Genomic DNA, 22132 nt, shown 5'->3' on the forward strand with positions numbered 1-22132 from the left:
GTGTGACGCTCTGGGACACCTCGAACCCCTGCTCGGGAGGACCCTGATGAGAGCACTTGCCCTGGTGTTCGCGCTGTTGGCCGGTTTGGTGGCGCCGTCGTTCGCTCACGCCGCTGCTCCCCGGCAAGCCGAGACGGTGCGTTCGGCCGGTCAGCCGAACAGCCCGTTGCTGCCGCCGGCCATTGCTCGCGACCTGCACCCCGGCGACACCCCCGACTCGACCATCTACACCGCGGCTTCGGTCGACTACCCGGCCGAGTTGCGCGCGTTGGTCCGCGTCCTCGACAACTACACCCCCTCCGACGACGCGGCCGTGCACGCCGGAATGCTCCTTCTCTACTACGGCCACAGCTCTCCGGAGTTCCTCACGGCCGTGCGCGCCTATCCCGAGGTGTTGCGCGCGTTGTGGCGGTTCGTCGTCCGCCACCAGGACCTCTTCGGCACCGATCGCCAGTACCAGGTCCAGAACGCCACCCGCGAACTCGGAAGGTTCTTGCAGTACAACGACATCGCCCGGTACGTGCGCCCGCTGCTCGCCGACATGGCCTCGCGCAGTGATGTCGTCGGCCGCCTCGCCCCGATGTGGGTGGGCGTCGCCGAGATGGTCGACTGGTACGACAAGGCGAACTGCCGCCGCTACGGCACGTGCGACTTCCGCGCGCAGATCGACCGGCGCGTGCTGACCGTCCGGCACACATGCAGCGCGTCGCTGAAGATCCGCGCCCAGCAACTCACCCGCACCCAGCTCCGGCAGACCTGCACGTCGCTGGCCAACCAGGACGCGGCGTTCCATCGCGTCGTGCGTGACCCAGGGCCCGTGGCCGGCGACAACAACACGTCGCTCGAAGTCGTCGTCTTCAACACGTCGAACGACTACCGGACGTACGCGGGCGTGCTGTTCGACATCTCCACCAACAACGGCGGCATGTACCTCGAAGGCGACCCGGCGCTGAACCAGGCGCGGTTCATCGCGCACGAGGCCGACTGGCTGCCGACGTTCGCCATCTGGAACCTCAACCACGAGTACACCCACTACCTCGACGGCCGGTTCGACATGCACGGCGACTTCGAGTCGAACATGACCACGCCGACCGTGTGGTGGATCGAGGGGTTCGCCGAGTACCTGTCGTACAGCTACCGGGGCGAGGTCTACACCGACGCGCTGGCCGAGGCGAAGAAGAAGACGTACGCGTTGAGCACGTTGTTCGACACGACCTATGACCACGACTCCACGCGGGTTTACAAATGGGGTTATCTAGCGGTGCGGTACCTGGTGGAGAACCACCCGGAGGACGTCACGGAGGTGCTCGCGGACTACCGGGTCGGCGACTGGGCCGGGGCTCGCGACCACCTGGGTCGAGTGATCGGGTCGAGGTATGACAGCGACTGGTACAGGTGGCTGGAGACGGTGGCCTGACGGCCGGACACCGGGCGGGCTGAAGTCTCAGTCCGCCGAGATGAGCGCCGCCCCGCGTTCCTCCCACCACGGCCGGAACACCGGGCTCGCCATCGCCTGCGCCGCGTAGGCCTCCAGCACCTCGGTGAACACGCGGCTGGCCTGACTCCAGGTCAGCCGCTCCCGCCGCCACGCGAACACCAGCCGCATCCGCATCGGCGCCCCCGCCAGCGGCCGCACCGCCACCCCGGGACCACCCTGCGACGTCGGCTCCACCAGCTGCACCGCCTTGCCCGCCGCGATCAGCTGACGCCCGGCACCGCTCGGCATCTCGAACCGGATCCGCGGCACGAACCCCACCGCCCGGCAGGCCGCCCGCAACGCGGTCAGCGACCCGTCCTCGGCACCGGGAGGCCCGACCCACGACTCGCCCGCCAGGTCGGCCAGCTCGATCTCGGTACGGGACGCGAGCCGGTGACCAGCGGGAATCGCGATGAACACCGGCACCCACGGCACCACGATCCGTTGCGCCACCCCGCGCGGCAGGCCCAGGTCGCCGTCCTCGTCGACGGCGATCACGGCCGCGTCGAGGTGACCGTTCGCCAACGCCAGCGCCAGACCGGTCGACGACGGATCGACCACCAGCGTGATGTCGTCCAGCACCTTCTCCAGGCGCGTGTACAGCGGGCCGACGCACTCCATGTGCACCGACCCGAGCCGGGAAGGCCCGTCCCTCTGGACCATGTCCGAGCCGAACGCGTCCAGCTCCACCAGCAGCAACCGGGCCCGCTGCAGCATCTGCGCACCCAGGGCGGTGGGCTCCGCGCCAGCCCGGCCGCGGTCGAACAGCTTGCCTCCGACCAGGCGTTCCACCCGTTGCAGCAGGGTCGTCAGGGACGGTTGGGAGATACCCAGCTGGGTGGCTGCGCGCGACAACGAGCCCGCGTCGCCGATGGCGCAGATCGCCCGCAGGTGCCGGATCTCCAGTTCCATAGCCTGAGGCTATCCCCGTTCTGGATTGGCGGGACCCCTCCAGGTGCGGGAAGGGTGGCAGACAGGACCACTCTGGAGGGAACCCGAATTGGCTCGGACACGCCGCGACATGGCGAAACTGGTGGACGCGGACGGATTCCGCACGTACATCCGCGACGGCTGGGGTGACTGGGACAGCGCGATCGACCTGCCCAAGGGCACGGCCGAGGCCGCCACGGCCCACCGCGCCAGGCTCACCGCCGCGCTGCCCGGCAAGCGGATCGCGCTCGCCGCGGGACGGGCGCACGTCCGGTCCAACGACACGTTCCACGAGTTCCGCGCCGACAGCGACTTCGTGTGGCTGACCGGGTGCCAGGTCGAGGGCGCCGTGCTGGTGCTCACCGACGACGACGCCACGCTGTTCGTGCCGGTCCCGAGCGAGGTCCACAGCGTCGACTTCTTCGGCGACGCCGACCGCAGCCCGTTCTGGATCGGCGCCGCGGCCGGACCCAAGGAGTGGGGTGCGGCGCTCGGCATCACCGCCCGGCCCCTCGAAGACCTCGCGAACGCCCTGCGCGGACGCCACCCGCAGACGCTCACGGCCGGCGGCGTCGACCCGTTGCTGGACGCGCTCACCGGCAGCCACAGCGACGAGCTGCGCACCACGCTCGCCGAACTGCGCCGCATCAAGGACGACTGGGAGATCGACCAGCTGCGCCAGGCCGTCGACGCGTCCGTCAAGGGCTTCGCCGACGTCGCCATGGAACTCGGCCAGGCCGTGCGCGGCGGGGGAGAGCGCTGGCTGCAGGGCACGTTCGACCGCCGCGCCCGCACCGAGGGCAAGGGCCCCGGCTACACCTCGATCGTCGCCGCCGGTCCGCACGCGCCCGTCCTGCACTGGACGCGCTGCGACGGCCGCGTGAACGACGCCGACCTGCTGCTGCTCGACGCCGGTGTCGAGATGAACTCCCTCTACACCGCCGACGTCACCCGCACGTTCCCGGTCAGCGGTGAGTTCAGCGCACCGCAGCGCCAGGTCTACGACCTCGTGCACAAGTCGCACGTCGCGGCGTTGGCGGAAGTGCGGCCGGGCAACGACTACAGCGCCTTCCACCACACCGCCATGCGCGTGCTCGCCGAGGGCCTGCACGACTGGGGCCTGCTGCCGGTGAGCGTCGACAAGGCGCTCGACCCGTCCGGCCAGCACCACCGCCGCTACATCGTCTGCGGCACCGGGCACTTCCTCGGCCTCGACGTGCACGACTGCGCCGACGCCCGCCAGGAGACCTACCAGCAGGGCATCCTCGAACGCGGCATGGCGCTCACCGTCGAGCCGGGCCTGTACTTCCACCCGAACGACGAGACGCTGCCGCCGGAGCTGCGCGGCATCGGCGTGCGCATCGAGGACGACCTGGTCGTCACCTCGACCGGCGCGGACATCCTGTCGGACGCCCTCCCGATCGAGGCCGACGACGTCGCGGCCTGGGTGCGCAAGCAGCGTTCCTAAGTGGACGGAGTGGAGCGGGCCCACGCGAACGTGAGTTCCACGGCCCGCTTCCAGTTCGCGTACTCGGTCTCGCGGTACCCGGCGTCCATCGCCGGGTTCCACCGCGCGGCCAGGTGCCAGTTGCGCCGCAACCCCTCCAGGTCCGGCCAGTACCCGGCCGCCAGCCCGGCGGCGTAGGCGGCACCCAGCGACACCGTCTCGGCGACGAGCGGTCGTTGCACCGGGATGTCCAGCACGTCCGCGATGAACTGCATCAGCAGGTGGTCCGCGGTCATCCCGCCGTCGACCTTCAGCACCGGCGTCGGCGCTCCGAGGTCGGCGTTCATCGCGTCCACGACCTCGCGCGTCTGCCAGCCCGTCGCCTCCAGCACGGCCCGCGCCAGGTGTCCCTTGTTGATGTACGAGGTCAGTCCGACGACCAGCCCGCGCGCCTGGGAGAGCCAGTGCGGCGCGAACAGCCCGGAGAACGCGGGCACGATGTAGCAGCCGCCGTTGTCCTTGACCGTGCGCGCCAGCGTCTCGATCTCCGGCGCGCTGTGGATCAGCCCGAGGTTGTCGCGGAACCACTGCACCAGCGACCCGGCGACCGCGATCGACCCCTCCAGCGCGTACGCCGGCTCGCCGCCGATCTGGTACCCGATCGTCGTCAGCAGGCCGTGCTTCGACCGCACCAGTTCGTTGCCGGTGTTCATCAACAGGAACCCACCGGTGCCGTAGGTGCCCTTGATCGATCCCTTCTCGAAGCAGGTCTGCCCGAACAGCGCCGCGTGCTGGTCGCCGAGGGCCGCGGTGATCGAGATCCCGGGCACCACGCGGGTCGTCACGCCGCTGATCTCCGTCGACGGGCGGATCTCCGGCAGCATCGAGGAGGGCACGCCGAAGAACTCCAGCAGCATCGGATCCCATTGCCGCGTCGAGAGGTTCATCAGCATCGTCCGCGACGCGTTGGTCACGTCCGTGACGTGCAGACCGCCGTTGACCCCGCCGGTGAGGTTCCAGATCAGCCAGGTGTCCATCGTGCCGAACAGGACGTCGCCGCGTTCGGCCTTCTCGCGCAGCCCGGCCGTGTTGTCGAGCATCCACCGCAACGAAGGCGCCGAGAAGTAGGTAGCCAGTGGCAACCCGCAGCGTTCGCGGACCTCCTCGATGCCGGGCTGGTTGCCCAGGCGCGCAACGAGTTCCTCGGTCCGGATGTCCTCCCAGACGATCGCGCGCCCGATCGGGACACCCGTGTGCCGGTCCCACAGCACGAACGTCTCGCGCTGGTTCGTGATGCCCATCGCGACGACCTGCTCGGCCGTGATCCCCGCCTGCCGCAACGCCTGCGGCACGATCCGGTCGACGTTGCGCCAGATCTCCACGGCGTCCTGCTCCACCCAGCCGGGCCGAGGGTGGTACTGCCGGTGCTCGCGTTGCGCGACCGCGACGAGGCGGGCGTTCTGGTCGAACACGATGCAGCGCGTCGACGTCGTGCCCTGGTCGATCGCCATTACGAACCGTTGCACGGCGAGCCCTTCAGTTCTCGTCGACGAGGGACGTGGTGACGGATTCCGCTGCCTGCACGACCTGCCGCACCAGGGTCGCACGCGGACGGCCCGTCGAGTCGCACAGCCGGTCGGCGGCACCCGAAATGCCGATCGCGCCGATCACGAGCCCGCCGGGGATGCGGATCGGCGCGGCGATGCTCGCCTCGCCCGGCATGTACTCCTCGGCCTCGCCCGCCCAGCCCTGCCCGCGCACCTCGGTCAGCACCCGCTCCAGCATCTGGGTGCGCGTGATCGTGCGGCGCGTCAACGACGTCAGCTCTCGCCGGCGTGCGGCCGCCGACAGGTCCGGGTCGTAGGCGAGCAGCACCTTGCCGAGCGCCGTCGCGTGCAACGGCAGCATCGCGCCGATGCCGAGGGTTTGCACAGAGTCATCAGGGCGGAACACGTGGTGCACGACGAGCACCGCGCCGTCGTGGTGCATGCCGATCCTGACCTCCTGGCCACTGCGCGCGGCGAGCGTGTCGGCCCAGTTGATCGATCGAGAACGCAGTTCGTTGGCGTCGAGGTAGGACGTTCCCAGGTGCAGAAGTGCCGCGCCGAGGCGGTAGCGGCCGGTCGTTTGATCTTGCTCGACGAACTCGACCCGTTGCAGCGTACGGAGAATCCCGTGCGCGGTGCCGCGCGCGAGACCGAGCGAGTCGGCGATTTCCGTGAGACCGTGATGGCCGGAGCCACGCGCGAGCAGCCGCAGCACGGCGGCGGCGCGTTCGATCGACTGGATGGGTCCCGGCACTCGTCGAACGTAATTCAGACGACCACTGTCGGCAATGTCGAACAGCTACGACGCCCGTCACCCCTGGATACGGGCCTGAAACGCCTTGTCTGCGCGCAGCGTGACGGATCAGTCACGCGATCGTGGGTAGCAGGTGTCGACATTGTCGAAACGCACCTGTTGAACACCTGTTCAGACACTCATACGTTCCGCCTCAATCACCACGGGGTGATCAGCCGTTCAGAGTCGAATGGGAGGCCAGCGTGGGTCTCGGGTCAGTGTTCCTCAGCGAGGTGCTCGGTACGGCCATCTTGCTGTTGATGGGTGCGGGCGTGGTGGCCAACGTGCTGCTCGCCAAGTCGAAGGGTTTCGACGGCGGTTGGCTGTTGATCAACTTCGGCTGGGGTATCGGTGTCTTCGCCGGTGTGTACGTCGCCTTCAAGTCGGGCGCGCACCTCAACCCGGCGGTGACGATCGGCATTCTCACCAGCGGTGCGGCCGAGTACGCCCCTGGTGTTCCCGTCGGCTTCGGCTCGACGCTCGTCTACTTCGCCGGCGAGATGCTCGGCGCGTTCCTCGGTGCCGTCGTCGCGTGGCTCGCCTACAAGCCGCACTTCGAGGAGACCAACGACCACGGTCTCAAGCTCGCCGTCTTCTCCACCGGCCCGGCGATCCGCAGCTACGCCTGGAACCTCGTGTGCGAGATCATCGGCACGTTCGTCCTGGTGTTCGTCATCCTCGCGTTCGCCAAGACCCCCTCGCAGCTCGGCCCGCTGGCCGTCGCGATGCTCGTCGTCGGCATCGGTGCCTCCCTCGGTGGCCCCACCGGCTACGCGATCAACCCGGCCCGCGACCTCGGCCCGCGCATCGCGCACGCCGTGCTCCCCATGGCCTACAAGGGCTCTGAAGGCCAGGAGATCGGCAAGAAGGACTCCGACTGGAGCTACGCCTGGGTGCCCGTCGTCGGCCCGATCATCGGCGGCGCGCTCGCCGGTGTGATCGCTTCCATCGCGTTCTGACACTCCGGAAAGGACTTCTTCGATGTCGCAGTACGTTCTCGCCGTCGACCAGGGCACGACCAGCACGCGGGCGATCATCTTCGACCACAGCGGCTCCATCGTCGCCGTGGGCCAGAAGGAGCACGAGCAGATCTTCCCGCGCGCCGGCTGGGTCGAGCACAACCCGGTGGAGATCTCCGAGAACACCCGGTTCGTGATCGGGCAGGCGCTCGCGAAGGCCGACCTCAACACCGGCGACCTCGCCGCCGTCGGCATCACCAACCAGCGCGAGACCGCGGTGGTGTGGGACAAGAACACCGGCGAGCCCGTCTACAACGCCATCGTCTGGCAGGACACCCGCACCCAGGCGATCGTGGACGAGCTCGGTGCGTTGGGCGGCGGCGCCGACCGCTACAAGGCGAAGGTCGGCCTGCCGCTGGCGACCTACTTCTCCGGCCCCAAGATCCGCTGGATCCTCGACAACGTCGAGGGCGCCCGCGAACGTGCCGAGGCGGGCGACCTGCTCTTCGGCAACACCGACACGTGGACGCTGTGGAACCTCACCGGCGGCCCCAACGGCGGTGTGCACGCCACGGACGTCACCAACGCGTCGCGCACCATGCTGATGGACCTCGACACGCTCCAGTGGGACACCGAGATCGCCGGTGAGATGGGCATTCCGGTGTCCATGCTGCCGGAAATCCGGTCCTCCTCCGAGGTGTACGGCAACGGCGGCCCCGGCGGTGTGCTGAAGGGCGTGCCGATCGCGGGCATCCTCGGCGACCAGCAGGCGGCGACGTTCGGCCAGGCCTGCTACGAGCCCGGCACCGCCAAGAACACCTACGGCACCGGCAACTTCATGTTGTTGAACACCGGTACGGAGAAGGTCGCCTCGAAGAACGGTCTGCTCACGACCGTCTGCTACAAGATCGGCGACGAGGCCCCCGTCTACGCGCTGGAAGGCTCCATCGCGGTCACCGGGTCTCTGGTGCAGTGGCTGCGCGACAACCTCGGCATCATCGGCTCGGCGCCGGAGATCGAGACCTTGGCCGCCTCGGTCGAGGACAACGGTGGCGCGTACTTCGTGCCCGCGTTCTCCGGTCTGTTCGCGCCGTACTGGCGTGCTGACGCCCGCGGTGCCGTCGTGGGCCTGACCCGGTTCGTCAACAAGGGTCACATCGCCCGTGCCGTGCTGGAGGCGACGGCGTTCCAGACCCGCGAGGTCCTGGACGCCATGAACGCCGACTCCGGCGTGCCGCTGACCGAACTGAAGGTCGACGGCGGCATGGTCGCCAACGAACTGCTGATGCAGTTCCAGGCGGACGTGCTGGACGTGCCCGTCGTCCGCCCGGTCGTCGCCGAGACGACCGCCCTCGGCGCCGCGTACGCCGCCGGCCTGGCCGTCGGCTACTGGTCGGGCCTCGACGAGCTGCGCGCCAATTGGGCCGAGGACAAGCGCTGGACGCCCGAGGCCGACGCCGACGAGCGCGAGCGCCAGTACCGCAACTGGAAGAAGGCCGTCACCAAGTCGTTCGACTGGGTCGACGACGACGTTCGCTAGTGGTGTGGCTCGGAAGGTTGCCGGGGGAATGCGCGGTCAGACGGGTGCATCGTGGTGCCGTCCCCACGTCCTCGTACTGGTGGTACGGGGGTGTGGGGGCGGGGCCGCGAGGCGCCCTGCTGAGCGTGGATTACCTCGCCAACGTTCCGAGACGCGCCACTAGTCCTTTCCCTTGAGGAGCTGAAGTTGTTCGCGAGGCTGGATCCGGCTCGGCGTGCCCAAGCCCTGGAAGCGTTGGGCAGCACGGAGTTCGACGTACTCGTCGTCGGAGGTGGTGTGGTCGGCGCGGGCGCTGCGCTCGATGCGGCCTCGCGCGGCCTCTCCGTGGCGCTCGTCGAGGCCGACGACTGGGCGGCGGGCACGTCGAGCCGGTCCAGCAAGCTCGTCCACGGCGGGCTGCGATACCTGGAGCAGTTGGAGTTCAAGCTGGTCCGGGAGGCTCTGAAGGAACGCGGGCTGTTGCTGCGCCGGCTCGCACCGCACCTGGTGCGGCCGGTGCCGTTCCTCTTCCCCTTGAAGAAGCAGTGGGAGCGCGCTTACGTCGGCGCTGGGGTTTTGCTGTACGACTCGATCGGTGGGGCTGGGGCCGTGCCGATGCACCGGCACCTTTCGCGTCGTCGGATGGCTGCTGTCGGGCCGTCCGTTGACTCGTCTGCTTTTGCCGGTGCCATTCGGTACTACGACGCGCAGATGGATGATGCTCGACTGGTGGCCACGCTGGTGCGCACTGCTGCTCAGCACGGTGCGACTGTGGTTTCTCGGGCTCGGGTGACGTCTCTGCTTCGTGCTGACGGCCGGGTGAGCGGTGCTTCGGTGCGGGACGAGCTTTCTGGGGTCACGCATGTGGTTCGGGCTCGGCGGGTGATCAGTGCTACCGGCGTGTGGACTGACTCGCTGAACTCGATGTCGCCTGGGGCGCCGCCGTTTCACGTGCGGATGTCCAAGGGTGTGCACGTGCTGGTGCCGCGGTCGCGGATTTCGCTGGACGGTGGGTTGATCACGCAGACCGAGAAGTCGGTGTTGTTCGTGATCCCCTGGGGGGCTTACTGGATCATCGGTACCACCGACACGCCGTACTCCGGTGCGCCGGAAGATGTTTCGGCCACTGGTGAGGACGTCTCCTACATCCTCTCGCACGTGAACGCTGTTTTGCGGACGCCGTTGTCTGTCGAGGATGTTGTTGGGGCGTACGCGGGTCTGCGGCCGTTGCTCGCCGGGGCGTCCAGCGACACTTCCAAGTTGTCGCGTGAGCATGCTGTGGCTGAGCCGGAGCCCGGGTTCTTCGTGATTGCTGGTGGGAAGTACACGACCTACCGCGTGATGGCTGCCGATGTGGTGAACGCTGCTGTTGCCGGGTTGGGGCGGGCGGTGGCGCCTTCGTTGACTGCTCGGCTGCCGTTGTGCGGGGCGGTTGGGTTCCAAGAGCTGTGGGCGGACCGGGCTCGGATCGCTGTGGAGTCCGGTCTGCCCACGTCCACTGTGGAGCGGTTGCTGGGGCGGTACGGTTCGGCCGTTTCCGACGTGCTGGCTCTCGTCGCGCAGGATCCGTCGTTGGGCGAGACTGTTGCCGGGTATTTGGCGGCGGAGATCGTGTATGCCGTGACGCACGAGGGTGCGTTGGGGCTGGAGGACGTGCTTGCCCGGCGGACTCGGATTGCCATGGAGCACCTGGACTTCGGTGCTTCTGTTGCTGGGGTGGTCGCTGAACTGATCGCCGGGCCGTTGGGGTGGACCGCGGTCGAGCGTGATGCTGCTGTTGAGGCTTATCGGGCTTCGGTGGAGATGGTGGCGAGATGAGATGGACAGCGCTGAGCTGATCGAGAGGTTGCGGCGGGAGGGTGGGTTTCGGCTGCTCCCGTTGCTGGGGAACACCGGGCAGGTTGCAGGGGTGCACCTGGCCCGGTTTCTTCCCGGTGGGCAGCTTGAGGTGATCCAGGCTTGGGATGAGAGATGGGCCGTTTGGGCTCGGATGCCTGATGTTCTGGATTCTGGTGCGCCGTTTGCTGGGCCCGGTGGGGCTGTGGTGCGGAGCGGGTCGTTGGGGCAGATCGCTGCGCCGTTGTTGCCACTTCAGGCTGGGGTGCTTGGGTCCTGACGCCGGTTGGGTTCCTGTTCGCAGCGGGGTTGGTTGCGTTCTGTTGGTTGGGCTGCGGTTGCGAGGGTGGGCGCGCGGGTCGTGACGAATGAAGTGGGTTGCGATTGGGGCTTGACCTTGAGCCTCTAGCTGGATGCGTTCGCGGCCTCAAAAGCCGGGGTGAAAGCGCCCCGGCCGGACCGGACAGGTTGGCATCCAGCCCCTCAAGGTCAAGCCCCAATCGCCATGAACGGCGTAACCGCTTCCCAGAGCTGATCAGCCCGTTCGGGCTCGCTTCGCGTCGCCACGCCAGGACTCGTAGGTGGCTGGCGTGCGTTGGTGGCCGTCGGTTGCGTGCGCGCGCCGGGCTTGGGCGGTGGTCACCTTGCGTTGGCGACTGCGGCTGACACCACTCGCGCATTGCTGCTGCCTCCCCTTCTGCCTCCCCCTCAGTTGCCGCCGCTCCCTCTGCCTCTCGCTGCGCCTGCCGCCACCCCTCAATCCCTCGCTGTCCCCACCGCCAGCGCCCCTGCCTCTGCACCTACCTCCGCCTTCACCTCTCGCGGCCACCCCCTGCCCAGCTGGTGCTTCGTCTGGTCGTGGTCCAGGGCCACCGAGTCGAGCAGTTCGAAGAGTTTGTGGGCGTGGTCCACGGCGGCTGTGCCCTGGGCGAAGACCCTTGCCACGTCGGACTCCCAGTGCACCAGCGGTGGTGCCTTGTCGAACTCGAAGAGGGTGCAGGCCGACTGGAATGCTGCCGTGGTTGCTTCGACGGGGACTATGCGCAGCATGGCGGAGTTGGCTAGGAGCCAGCGGTGCTGGTCGGCCATCACCTGGGCGTTGCCGATGTGCAGGCGCAGGGCCAGCTCGTGGAGGTAGAAGACGCACTTCGGGCCGTTGGGGCGGCGTAGTACTGCCTGCCTGTCGGTGTCTCCTGGCGGGCGGCCCGTGGTGGCTTCCAGGGCCTGGGCGTAGGCCGGGGTGCGCAGGAGGGGGTTGACCGTCAGGACGTCGTAGGCCCTGATGGTGGTTGCCGTCGACTCGGTCATCGTCAGCGTGTGGACGTTGTCCGGGGCTTGGGCGAGGTACGGGGCGAAGGCGGTTTGGTAGCGGGTGGTGAAGTCCTCGAAGTAGTCGAGGTCCTTGCCGCACGCGGTGAGGTACTGGGCCAGGTCCAGGTCGCTGCCCTTGATCTTGCCGTGTTCCAGGTTCGAGACCTTGCTCGGGTCCCAGCCGAGTTGGTGCGCCATCGCGCGGCCCCTCAGGCCGGTGAACCGCTGGCGGAGGCGGCGCAGTTCGTCGCCCAGGTCCCTGCTGTAGGCGGTGGAGTTCGTCGCAGTCACGACATCGAACGTATGGGTTGGAACGACTCCATGATACGGACTCGTTCGGGTGAAAACGCTTGGCTCTTGATCTCGGCGCTATGGTTGCTGAAGGCCGCCGCCCAACTTCTTGGAGTTGCTCCAAGAGAAGGGAAAGGCGTTGATGAAGCGGCCCTGGTTCCCCGCTCTTCTTGCCGTGTTGCTGGCGCTTGTGTTCGTGCCTGCGGCTTCTGCTCAGGCTTCGCCGCGGTCGGCGATCTTCGGCGGCGGTCCGTTCTACTCGGACGGCCAAGCTGTGATGGACACCCTGCGTTCGTCCGGGTTCACGACCGTGATCCTGTGGAGCGTGCACGTGCACCCCAACGGAGATCTGTACCTGAACGACAAGTTGATCGTGCAGAGCGGGCGGTACGTCGGCGATTCCGGCTGGCCTGCTCGGCTGCGGACGTTGAAGCAGGCGCCCACGTCCGTCAACCGCATCGAGGTGTCGGTGGGGTCGTGGGGCGTGCGCGACTGGGAGAACATCGCGGCGTTGATCAGCTCGGGCGGCACCGGCCCGAACTCGATTCTGCACCGCAACTTCCAGGCGTTGCGCACTGCCACGGGGGCCGACGCGATCAACAACGACGACGAGTCGTTCTACCAGGTGGCGCCGACCGCGGCGTTCGCGCGCATGGCGGCGGGGCTCGGGTACTCGAAGTTCACGTTCGCGCCGTACACGAACCAGTCGTTCTGGGCGAGCCTCAAGTCGAACCTCGGTTCGCTGGTCGACCGGGTCTACCTGCAGGGTTACGCGGGTGGCGCGGGCAACAACCCCGCCACGTGGAATCGCGCGCTGGGCATGACCGTGGATCCCGGGTTGTGGAGCAAGCACGGCAGCGGCTGCTCGGCAGGCGACTCGCCGGCCACCGTCGAGAGCAAGATGCGGTCGTGGAAGAGCTCGGCGGGCATCACCGGCGGGTTCATGTGGCTGTACGACGACATGAAGGCGTGCAGCTCACAAGGCAACGCGGCGGCCTACGCGCGCGCCATCAACAACGGCGTGCGCTAGCCACTTAGTCGAGCAGCTTGCGCAGTTCGGCCTCGAAGTCGACGTAGTCGTTCTCGCAACCGGGGGCGACTACGTCGTACGTGGAGTTCAGGAACTCCTGCAGCTCCGACGACTGCACGTGGAACACGGCGTGCGACACGTCGGACCGCAGCTCGAGCACGGCGGTGGTGGAGTTGTGCGGCCGCAGTCGCACGTCGCCCGCACCACTGGTGGTGATCAGGCCGTCGGCGAGCAGGTCGCGGCTCACCAGCCACACCGTCTCCTGGCGTCCCATGCGGAACGTCATCGTCACGGCGTGGGGGTCGTCGGCGCGGTAGCCGAGCTCGACGTCAACGGGCAGCGGGCGCCCGGACGGGGCGATGAAGGCGAATGTCGAGTCGGCGCCCACTCGTGTCACGTTCCTCATGCCCCCTTAGACGTCCGGCAGCCTCCGTGGATGCCTCGATCAGGAAAAGCGATCGGAACGTGATTTTCAATGGTCCCAAAGTATGACTTTTCACATGCGGCGGAACCCGCCAGGTGAGACGGGTGCCCGGAGATGTTCTGACCTGGTGTTTTGTTGGGTTTGCGCTGGTGGTGTTCGGTCATCTGTGGAAGGAATCACGAGCTGAGACGGATGGCTCGCGGCCCGGATGATGGGACTGGTGGGTGCCTCCAACCTTAATTCTGTTTAAAGGTGGAGGTGCTTTCCGTAGCTAATTCGGCACGTTAGGTGACGTTGATCAGGCGGGGTTTCCGCGGGGCCGCAGCCGTCCGCCCGGCAGCTGTGGCGCAGGCAGCCGGTCGCCCGGATAGCCCTCGACCCGGCCGAACCGGTCGGTCTCCGCCTGCCACTCCTCGCGGAACGCGGCGATCTCCTCGTGCGTGCGCCCGACGAAGTTCCACCACATGACGATCTCCTCGCCGAACGGCTCGCCGCCCAGCAGCACGACCCGTGCGCCCGCGGTGGTCGAGAGCGTCAGCGTGGCGTGGCCGGTGCCGAGGTAGCCGAGCGAGTTCAGGCCGAGTTCGGTGTCGCCCAGGCGGAGGTCGCCGGTGTCGAGGAGGACGCCGTGTTCGAACTCCTCCGACACGTCCAGCGTCAGCGTGGTGCCGGCCGGCAGCAGGAGTTCGGCGCCCAGGAGTGGGCTGAAGGTGTGGACCGGCGAGGTGGAACCGGCCAGGGTGCCGAGGAAGACGCGTGCCGTTGCCCCGGCCACGTCGACGGTCGGTGGTGCGTAGTGCTGGAAGTCGCGCGGGGCGTCGCGGTGCGCGTCCGGGAGGGCCAGCCAGAGTTGGACGCCGTGCAAGGTGGTGGACGACGGGGTGGACTGCTCGGAGTGGCAGATGCCGCTGCCGCCGGTCATGAGGTTCAGCTCGCCGGGGCGGACGTAGGCGTGGACGCCGTGGCTGTCGCGGTGTTCGATCTCGCCGGTGAAGAGCCAGCTCACGGTTTGCAGGCCCGTGTGCGGGTGCGGGGCCACGTCCATGCTCGTGTCGGCCGGGCCGTAGTGGTCGCAGAAGCACCAGGCGCCGATCAGCGAGCGCTGTTTCTGGGGGAGGGTGCGGCGGACCGGCATCGCCCTCGGGCCGCCCAGCGGTACCTCGCGCGGGGTGAGGACTTCCACGTCGCCCGGAGTGGAGGTGCACGTCACTTCTGCGGGCTCGGCCTCGACATTGCTCACGGTGGTGATCGTAGGCTGGCGCGGGGGTAACTGTGGATCTTCAGCAGCGGGTGTCGGTCAGCGGGTACGTGCTCGACGCCGCGCAGGTCGCGGCCGTCGAACGGTTGGAGGAGCTCCAAGGGCGGCGCAGAGGTGTCTACCTGCACGGGCCCGTCGGGCGGGGGAAGAGCTTTCTGGCCGACGCCCTGTTCGAGGTGCTGCCCGGGCCCAAGAAGCGGGTGCACTTCCACTCGTTCTTCCAGGAGCTGCACCGGCGGATCTCGGCACGGCTGCACGAACGCGGAGCCGTCGCGAAGGCCGTGAAGGAACTCCTCGGCAGGGCGAAGGTGCTCGCGTTCGACGAGTTGCACGTGCACGACGTCGGCGACGCGATGTTGATGACGCAGTTGTTGGAGGAGCTCCAACGGCGGCAGGTGATGATCATCGCCACCTCCAACTACCCGCCGGACGGGCTGCTGCCCGACCCGCTCTACCACGACCACTTCCTGCCGGGCATCGCGCTGATCAAGCAGATGATGGACGTCGTCTCACTCGACGGCGCCACGGACTACCGGCATCTGCGCGGGAAGCCGAGGTCGCGGTTCGAGACCGGCGAGATCGTCCAAGAGTGCACACCTCCGGGGCCGCCCGTCGAACTGGAGGTCAACGGCCGGGCGATCACCGCGCTCGGTATCGACGACACCAAGGTCTGGTTCGACTTCGGCGACCTGTGCGAGAAGCCGACGTCGACGCAGGACTACCTGGTGCTGGCCCGGCGGCACGACGACTGGGTGATCACAGGTGTGCCACGGCTCGAGCACCGCGATCGTGAGGCGCGGCAACGGTTTGCGAACGTCGTCGACGTGCTGGTGGACGCCGACGTCAGGCTGACGCTGGTGAGTGAGCACCCGCTCAGCGAGATCCTCGGTGGCGAGGTGCGTGACCTCGATCGCACCGCCAGCCGACTGGAGCTGATCAACACGACCGGGTGAACAGTTGGCCCCGCTCCACCGCCGATAGGTAGCAAAACCCCTGTCGTAGGAGCAGCAAGTGAAGATGGTGCGCGCCCGCGTCGGCTCGCTCGTGGAGAGCAACCGGTTCCAGATGTTCATCGTCGCGGTGATCGTGATCAACGCGATCACCCTGGGAGCCGAGACGTCCACGGTTCTGCACGCGAAGTTCGGACCGGCCCTGACGGTGATCGACCACACCGCGCTGGCGATCTTCACCGTCGAGCTGGCGGCCCGGCTGTACGCGTTCGGTTGGAAGTTCTTCAAGGACCCGTGGAACGTCTTCGACTTCGTGATCGTCGCCATCGCGCTCATCCCGACGGCGGGGCCGCTCTCGGTGCTGCGCAGCCTCAGGATCCTGCGGGCGCTGCGACTTGTCGCGATGGTGCCGAGCATGCGCCGCGTCGTCACCGCGCTCGTCCGGTCCATCCCGGGCCTGGTGTCGTTGTCGGGTCTGCTGGTGCTGCTCGTCTACGTCGGCGGCGTGATCGCCAGCAATCTGTTCGGCGACACCGGCGACCCGCGCTTCACCGGCCTCGGCCCGACACTCCTGACGCTCTTCCAGATCACCACGGGCGACGGCTGGTCGGACGTGATGCGGGACCTGATGGAGCAGAAGCCGTTCGCGTGGATCTTCTTCCTGATCTACCTGATGGTCGGCTCTTTCACGATGCTCAACCTGTTCATCGCGGTGGTGTGCAGCGCGATGCAGGAGGAGATCACGTTGCCGGCGCCCCGGTCCGCGGCGCACGACGACCTGCTGCTGCGCGAAGTGAAGGCGCTGCGCGAAGAAGTGCGCGCGATGCGGCAGACCGCCTAGAAACTACGATCACCGCGTGATGGACGAGAGAACCGATCCGACGTTGATCATCGCGCAACCTGGGGGCCTCGCACCGCCGAGGCAACGGATCGTCGAGGTCTGGGCACATCTGGCGGCGAAGGCCGGGTGGCAGGTCGAGCCGGTGGCGGACTTCGAGCTCACCACGAAGCAGGACTGCGGCGCGGTCGACGTCGAAGGCCTGCGGTACGTGGTGAAGTACGGCCCGCGGCTCCGGGAACCGCTCTACGAGGGCAACTCCGAGCGTCCGGTCTTCGCGCCCGCCGCGTGGGTCGAACCGCTGGTGGCCGCGAGCGACCGCGCCCTGTGGCCCGATCTGGTCAAGTGACGCGCTGCGGAGCCCGCACCCCCCACTAAGGGTGCGGGCTCCGCGTCCTGCCAGGGATCCCGATCGGCGACGCCGCCGTACACCGATCGGGACCCCTGCAACCCCCGCCTTCTACGGGGTGACCGGGATGTTCGACACGCCCTTCTTGGCCTTGCTGGCCGTGTTCGAGGCGTAGACGACATTCGGGTTGGCCTTGCACTTCGACGTGGACGACACGTACACGGCGTACTCGCCGACGTTGCCCAGGTCGGACTTGTTGTTGCGCCACACGTTCCCGCAGCCGTTGCCGAACGACGGGGACGTGCTCGGGTTGTGGGTCTCGTAGCCGTTCTTGAACGTGCCCGGCGAGGAGAACGTGCCGGTGTTGTTCTCGATGCGGTAGTCGAAGCCCTTGACGTCGATCCACGAGTCGGCCGAGTTGGCGCCGGAGATGCCGGTGCCGTTGAACGTGTTGCCGCTGATCAGGCCGCCCTGCGTGCCTTCCTTGACGTCGATGTGCTCGGCGGAGACGCCGGGGCCGATGCGATTGTTCAGCACCTGCACGCGGTCGGACTTGTCGACGCCGCTGGAGTTGCCGTGGCACTTCCAGTTGGAGTTCGCCGAGCCGATGTAGACGCCCTCGCCGTAGTCCTTGGTGACGACGCCCGCGTCGGTGATCGTGGAGTTCTTGATGACGCCGTCCGCCGAGCTGCGGCGGAAGTGGACGCCCTCCTCGTCGGTCCTGCGGACGGTGACGCCGTCGATCGTCACGTGGTGGGAGTTGTCGAGGATGATGCCCTTCTTCGACTCCGCGATCGTGATGCCCTTGATGTTCCAGTAGGGCGCGTTGTACAGCCACAGGCCGTACCCCGAGTCCCAGCCCGCGGTGGGGACGGGGCAGGACGGGGCCGTGCCGGACGGGCCGTCGTTGATCAGCACCGCCGACGAGGGCCCGGTGAGCGTGATCGGGTTGCCGGACGTGCCGGACTTCTGGCTGACGAACGAACCGCGGTAGGTGCCCGAGGCGAGCTGGATGGTGTCGCCCGGCTTCGCGTTGAGCAGGGCGGACTTCAGCTGGTCGGCGTTCGAGACCGGGATCGTGGCCTGCACGCCGAAGTTGTCCTCAGTGGACCCCGCGGCGAAGTTCGCCGGGATGTTCTTGAGGAACAACGACTTCGCCGAGTCCGTCTTGGTCGCGTCGAGGCCGTGGCCGCCGGTGTAGTCGCGCTGCTCGTTCTTCGCCCAGTCCGCGATCGGGGTGCCACCGACGTCGAGGTGCTTGTAGGCGGTGCCGTTCCAGCCGAACTGGTAGATGCGGCCCTTCTCGCTGTAGAACGCGTCGTACGAACCGTTGGTGGACAGCTGCTTCGTCATGCCGTTGTTGAAGAACACGTTGCGCGGGCCCGAGGCGCCCGACCACTTGACGGCCTTCTTGCCGGCGCCCCACCAGATCGGGAACCAGTTCGAGTCGTCCGGTCCGCCGCCGCCTTCTTCACCGCAGTTCGCGCGGCAGTTGCCGGAGCGGTGGGCGTAGGAGATCCTGACGCTGTTGTTCTCGAACAGGTTGTTGCGCTCCCAGCCGCCGTGCAGGTTGAGGTCGGAGTCGAAGTCGTTGCCCACCACGACGTTGCCTGACGCGGACCACTGGAACGTGAAGTGGCGCAGGTTGCGCGACGTGTTGCCGGCGTACAGCGAGTCCCAGACGCGGGAGCCGCGGAAGTAGCCGTTGCCGCCCTTGCCCTTGTTCCACGAACCGTCGAGGTAGTTGTCGACGATCTGCAGGTTCTTGGCCTCCTCGGTGACGATCGGGTGCGACCCGGTCATCTCCGCGCGGATGCCCTTCACCCAGGAGTTGGCGGCCCACTTGAAGACGATGCCGTGCATCTCGTCCGCGGGCGCCATGTTGCCGTAGTTGTTGACGGCCTCGGCGGGGTTGAGGTTCGGCATCGCCTGCGTGAAGCCGAAGTTCTCGAACCCGACGCCGAGGACCGGGTCCACCAGCGGCGACACCTTGGAGTCGTATGTCGCCCCGTCAATCGCCGGTGAACCGTCCGAGGTGGAGTTGACCGGGACGTCGAACTCCAGCGGCTTGTCGAGCGTGACCGTCGTGCCCGACACCGATGCCACGGTGAAGATCTGCTGGCGCATGTGCATGTTCAGGTACGGCCACTCGGTGCCGTTCGCGAACTGCTGCTCGTAGAACTTGACCGAGTTGGCCGAGCGGACGTTGACGAGCATGCCCGCCTTGATCGTGCTCGCGGACGCGACCTTGATCGCGCGGTCACCGGCCTTCGCGGCCGTGCTGACCTTGGCGCCCGCCTTCCAGTGCACGTTGATCGTGCCCTCGAAGATGTCCTTGCGGTTCTCCGGCGCCCGCGAGTAGTCGCTCGCGTAGCTGGCGTGCACGCCGCGCGACTGGACCCGGAACAGCCCGCGGCCCGGCCACAGCCAGCCGCCCTTGCCCTGGCCGAACGTCATGCCGTCCTCGTCCCAGTCGGAACCGTCCGGCGTGAGCGCGTCGTAGCGGGTGGAGGCGTCCGGCGTGTAGACGATCTTCGTGGCGGTCGCGCCGGCACCCCTGATGATCAGGTAGTCGGCGTCGACGTGCAGTTCCTTCGAGACCTTCAGCTCGCCCGCCGGCAGCGTGATGGTGCTGAGCTTCGTGTAGCTCGCGCTGGGTGAGCACTGCGTCCGGATCGCGTCGATCGCGGTCTGGAGCCCCGCCGTGTCGTCGGCCGCGTCATTCGGGCGGACGTTGAACTGACTCGCGAGTTCGGCCGCCGTGATCTGACAGGCCGCGCTCGGATTCACCTCATTGTTTCCGGGCAGCACACCATTGCCGCGATAGCCCGCTTTCGACCAGTCGTACATACCTGAAATAGGTGCGCGACGGTTGCCTGACGAGACGTCTAGCCCTGTCAGGGCAGGTGCAGCGGTCGCCGTGGCGGCAGGGACGGCCAGGGAACCGATTAAGAGGAGTGTGAGCAGGGGTATGGAGGTTTTCGTCATTGATTACCCTCGTTTGGCAGGGCGGGGCCATTTCTTTGTAGTCGATGGTTTAGATGTGTGTCAAACTTTCACATCCGTGAAATGGGTAATGCTGCAATGCTTTTCAATGACGAATGTTTGCCTCTTCGGACAGTGAGTGGTCCAGCTCACGCGTCTGAATCGAGGGAGACCGGCAGGCCGGTTGCGGCCCGAGTGGACGTGAGGGGGCCTCGGGTCGGAGTACCGGGATTTTTGGATTCGTCGCCCGGACGGCTCAGTCGCGGGGGCCGTACGCCCGCAGGAACGCCCGCACGCCGGACGTGACGAGCGCCGTGACCTCGGCCTCGGGCAGCGGGACCGCGCCGTAGAACGTCTGGTGGTTGACCTCGGTGATGGTCAGGAGCGTCAAGTGGGCCGACGCGCGCTCGGCGTCGCCGTCCTCGAAGACGAGCAGACCGCGGTCGGCCAGGGCGCGCAAGTACGGCGCCAGGCGCAGGTGTGCGGTCTGCGGGCCCGCGTCGATCCACGCCTTGAGGAGGACGGGCGGAATCCGGGACGCCTCGGCCTCGATGGCGCGCACCAGGGCGAAGTGGTCGGGGAAGATCTGCATCGCGGCGACCCGGTCGAGGGTGAAGTCGATCAGGTCCTGCTCCAGGTCGACGATCTTGCGCAGGTGCCGGTCCATGATCCGGCCGATCTCCGCGGTCACCTCGCGCGCTCCCTCCAGGGCGACGTCGAGGAACAGCTGCTCCTTGTCGGAGAAGTGGTTGTAGAGCGTCCGCTTGGAGACGCCCGCCTCGGCGGCGATCGCGTCGACCCCGGCGCGGCTGTACCCGTCACGGCCGAAGACCTTGCGCGCGGCGCTCGTGATCGCGCGCCGCTTCTCGGGCCTGCCGTGAGGTTCCCGCTGACCGTCGATCATGCGCGGAGTCTAGTGGTCGTTCAACTGAGGTAAACAGATCGGTGCACAAAATGAACTCATCAGTGTACTTTTGCTCTGTGATCACCCAGACCGCCTCTGACCAGCGCGTGTCCGTCGCGTGGTTGGCCCTGCTCGCCACGCCGGCCGCGCTCAGCGCGAACGCCGCCACCACGGCCATCCCCGTGCTGGCCGCCGACCTCGGGGTGCCGATCGGCGCGGCGACCTGGATCGCGACGGCGTTCGGCTGGGCTGCCCTCGTCGGCACCCCGGTGACCGCCGCCCTGATGCGCGCCCGCGGTGCACGGTTCGCGGCCGTCCTGAACGCCGCGCTGATCGTGCTCGGCACGGTGCTCGTGCTCGTCGCGCCCGGCCTGCCCCTGCTGTTCGTCGGCCGGGCGGTGCAGGCGGCGGGCGGTGGCGGGCTGGTGGTCCTCGGCTACGGACTCGCGGGAACGGCCCGGCGCACCGGCGTCCTCGCCGCGAGCTTCGGCCTGGTCGGTGCCTGCGGGCCGTTGGCGGGCGCGGCCTTGTCGGAGTTCTCGTGGCGGGCCGCGCTCTCCCTCTCGCTCCTCGGGCTGCTCGCGGTTCCGGCCGTGCTGCGGCGGGCTCCCGCCCGGCAGGGGAGTGGCGCGGGAGACGGAACCGGCCTGGTGCTGGTGCTCGCGCTGCTCAGCGCGGTGGTGCTGGTGCCGAGGTTCCCGTTGGTGGGACTCGCCGTCGTCGCACTGGCCGCCCTCGTCGCGTGGCACGTCCGGCGGCGGCCGGAGGGGTTCGTGCCCCTGGAAGTCGTGCGGACGCGCGCCTTCCGTTCGTCCGCACTTGTCGTGTGCGCGCTCTCCACTTCGTACTTCGTGCTGCTCTACACCGTGCCCCGGCTGCTGGAACGGCAGTGGGCGGCGGACCGGATCGGCGTGACGACACTGGTGGCGATGGCCGCCGGGTCTGCGGCCGCAATGGTGCTGTCCAGGTACTCCACCTGGTTCGTGCCGGTGATCGCCGGTGCGGTCGCGGCGGTGCTGACGTGGGCGACGCCCTGGCCGGCGGCGTGGGTCGCGGCGCTCGCGTTCGCCGTGTTCGCCTCGGCGACCGGGATGGGGTGGTACGCGAACCGGGCGACCACGGCGGTGCCGGGGCCCGATCGGGTGGTCACCTCGGGCCTGATCACCCTGTCGTACCAACTCGGTGGCGCGGCCGGTCCGGCCCTCGCGGCGCTGACGATCGGGTGACGTCCATTTCGGACGGCGTGGAATATCCGGGCCGCGCTTCATACGGTTGGTCGCCAGG

General features: G+C 68.0%; 18 protein-coding genes. 10 read left to right on the plus strand and 8 right to left on the minus strand.

What is annotated here, in order from left to right:
• Positions 1 to 46: 46 nt before the first annotated feature.
• Positions 47 to 1417, plus strand: a complete 1371-nt coding sequence (locus JNUCC0626_RS04310) for a collagenase (protein ID WP_394618332.1) — start codon at positions 47 to 49, stop codon at positions 1415 to 1417.
• 27 nt (positions 1418 to 1444) lie between these two features.
• Here the strand turns inward: JNUCC0626_RS04310 and JNUCC0626_RS04315 are convergent, their stop codons facing one another.
• Complete coding sequence (locus tag JNUCC0626_RS04315; protein ID WP_394618333.1) at positions 1445 to 2389, minus strand: LysR family transcriptional regulator; 945 nt, start codon at positions 2387 to 2389, stop codon at positions 1445 to 1447.
• Positions 2390 to 2498: 109 nt separating this feature from the next.
• On the opposite strand from JNUCC0626_RS04315, the gene JNUCC0626_RS04320 reads away from it, so the two are divergent.
• Positions 2499 to 3875: an aminopeptidase P family protein gene (locus JNUCC0626_RS04320; RefSeq protein ID WP_394618334.1), complete on the plus strand. Its 1377-nt coding sequence runs from the start codon at positions 2499 to 2501 to the stop codon at positions 3873 to 3875.
• Here the strand turns inward: JNUCC0626_RS04320 and glpK (JNUCC0626_RS04325) are convergent.
• Complete coding sequence (gene glpK, locus JNUCC0626_RS04325) at positions 3872 to 5365, minus strand: glycerol kinase GlpK (protein ID WP_394621967.1); 1494 nt, start codon at positions 5363 to 5365, stop codon at positions 3872 to 3874. The two genes, JNUCC0626_RS04320 and glpK (JNUCC0626_RS04325), sit on opposite strands and share 4 nt — an antisense overlap.
• 25 nt (positions 5366 to 5390) lie before the next feature.
• The gene (locus JNUCC0626_RS04330; protein WP_394618335.1) at positions 5391 to 6155 is read right to left on the minus strand and encodes an IclR family transcriptional regulator; all 765 of its coding nucleotides are present in this window, start codon (positions 6153 to 6155) and stop codon (positions 5391 to 5393) included.
• A 242-nt stretch (positions 6156 to 6397) separates the two neighbouring features.
• Between JNUCC0626_RS04330 and JNUCC0626_RS04335 the strand changes: the two genes are divergently transcribed.
• The 3 genes from JNUCC0626_RS04335 (at position 6398) to JNUCC0626_RS04345 (ending at position 10490) form a co-directional block, all read left to right on the plus strand.
• Positions 6398 to 7153 carry an MIP/aquaporin family protein gene (locus JNUCC0626_RS04335; protein ID WP_394618336.1) on the plus strand — a complete coding sequence of 252 codons (756 nt, stop codon included), beginning with the start codon at positions 6398 to 6400 and terminating at the stop codon, positions 7151 to 7153.
• Between the two features lie 22 nt (positions 7154 to 7175).
• Entirely contained in the window at positions 7176 to 8693 is a 1518-nt protein-coding gene (gene glpK / locus JNUCC0626_RS04340; protein ID WP_394618337.1) for a glycerol kinase GlpK, read from the plus strand.
• Between the two features lie 186 nt (positions 8694 to 8879).
• Entirely contained in the window at positions 8880 to 10490 is a 1611-nt protein-coding gene (locus tag JNUCC0626_RS04345) for a glycerol-3-phosphate dehydrogenase/oxidase (protein WP_394618338.1), read from the plus strand.
• Between the two features lie 774 nt (positions 10491 to 11264).
• Here the strand turns inward: JNUCC0626_RS04345 and JNUCC0626_RS04350 are convergent.
• Entirely contained in the window at positions 11265 to 12110 is an 846-nt protein-coding gene (locus JNUCC0626_RS04350) for a helix-turn-helix domain-containing protein (protein ID WP_394618339.1), read from the minus strand.
• Between the two features lie 142 nt (positions 12111 to 12252).
• Between JNUCC0626_RS04350 and JNUCC0626_RS04355 the strand changes: the two genes are divergently transcribed.
• Positions 12253 to 13140 (plus strand): lysyl endopeptidase, encoded by an 888-nt coding sequence (locus JNUCC0626_RS04355; RefSeq protein ID WP_394618340.1) that lies wholly within the window; start codon positions 12253 to 12255, stop codon positions 13138 to 13140.
• Between the two features lie 4 nt (positions 13141 to 13144).
• Here the strand turns inward: JNUCC0626_RS04355 and JNUCC0626_RS04360 are convergent, their stop codons facing one another.
• Both JNUCC0626_RS04360 and JNUCC0626_RS04365 read right to left on the minus strand, forming a co-directional pair.
• On the minus strand, positions 13145 to 13546 hold the full coding sequence (locus JNUCC0626_RS04360) for an SsgA family sporulation/cell division regulator (protein ID WP_285633685.1): 402 nt from the start codon (positions 13544 to 13546) through the stop codon (positions 13145 to 13147).
• A gap of 316 nt (positions 13547 to 13862) precedes the next feature.
• Positions 13863 to 14804, minus strand: a complete 942-nt coding sequence (locus JNUCC0626_RS04365) for a pirin family protein (protein ID WP_394618341.1) — start codon at positions 14802 to 14804, stop codon at positions 13863 to 13865.
• Positions 14805 to 14836: 32 nt separating this feature from the next.
• Here JNUCC0626_RS04365 and zapE point away from each other — a divergent pair, with 32 nt between their 5' ends.
• The 3 genes from zapE to JNUCC0626_RS04380 all read left to right on the plus strand — a co-directional run bounded on the left by zapE (position 14837) and on the right by JNUCC0626_RS04380 (position 16959).
• On the plus strand, positions 14837 to 15775 hold the full coding sequence (gene zapE, locus JNUCC0626_RS04370) for a cell division protein ZapE (protein WP_394618342.1): 939 nt from the start codon (positions 14837 to 14839) through the stop codon (positions 15773 to 15775).
• A gap of 64 nt (positions 15776 to 15839) precedes the next feature.
• Positions 15840 to 16613: an ion transporter gene (locus JNUCC0626_RS04375; protein WP_394621968.1), complete on the plus strand. Its 774-nt coding sequence runs from the start codon at positions 15840 to 15842 to the stop codon at positions 16611 to 16613.
• 16 nt (positions 16614 to 16629) lie between these two features.
• On the plus strand, positions 16630 to 16959 hold the full coding sequence (locus tag JNUCC0626_RS04380; RefSeq protein ID WP_394618343.1) for a hypothetical protein: 330 nt from the start codon (positions 16630 to 16632) through the stop codon (positions 16957 to 16959).
• A 111-nt stretch (positions 16960 to 17070) separates the two neighbouring features.
• Here the strand turns inward: JNUCC0626_RS04380 and JNUCC0626_RS04385 are convergent, their stop codons facing one another.
• Both JNUCC0626_RS04385 and JNUCC0626_RS04390 read right to left on the minus strand, forming a co-directional pair.
• Positions 17071 to 19749, minus strand: a complete 2679-nt coding sequence (locus JNUCC0626_RS04385; protein ID WP_394618344.1) for a right-handed parallel beta-helix repeat-containing protein — start codon at positions 19747 to 19749, stop codon at positions 17071 to 17073.
• A 451-nt stretch (positions 19750 to 20200) separates the two neighbouring features.
• Complete coding sequence (locus JNUCC0626_RS04390; RefSeq protein WP_394618345.1) at positions 20201 to 20848, minus strand: TetR/AcrR family transcriptional regulator; 648 nt, start codon at positions 20846 to 20848, stop codon at positions 20201 to 20203.
• Positions 20849 to 20925: 77 nt separating this feature from the next.
• Between JNUCC0626_RS04390 and JNUCC0626_RS04395 the strand changes: the two genes are divergently transcribed.
• On the plus strand, positions 20926 to 22074 hold the full coding sequence (locus JNUCC0626_RS04395; RefSeq protein WP_394618346.1) for an MFS transporter: 1149 nt from the start codon (positions 20926 to 20928) through the stop codon (positions 22072 to 22074).
• Positions 22075 to 22132 lie beyond the last annotated feature (58 nt).

Origin of the sequence: Lentzea sp. JNUCC 0626 (genome assembly GCF_043632865.1) — a bacterium.
Taxonomy (GTDB): Bacteria; Actinomycetota; Actinomycetes; order Mycobacteriales; family Pseudonocardiaceae; genus Lentzea.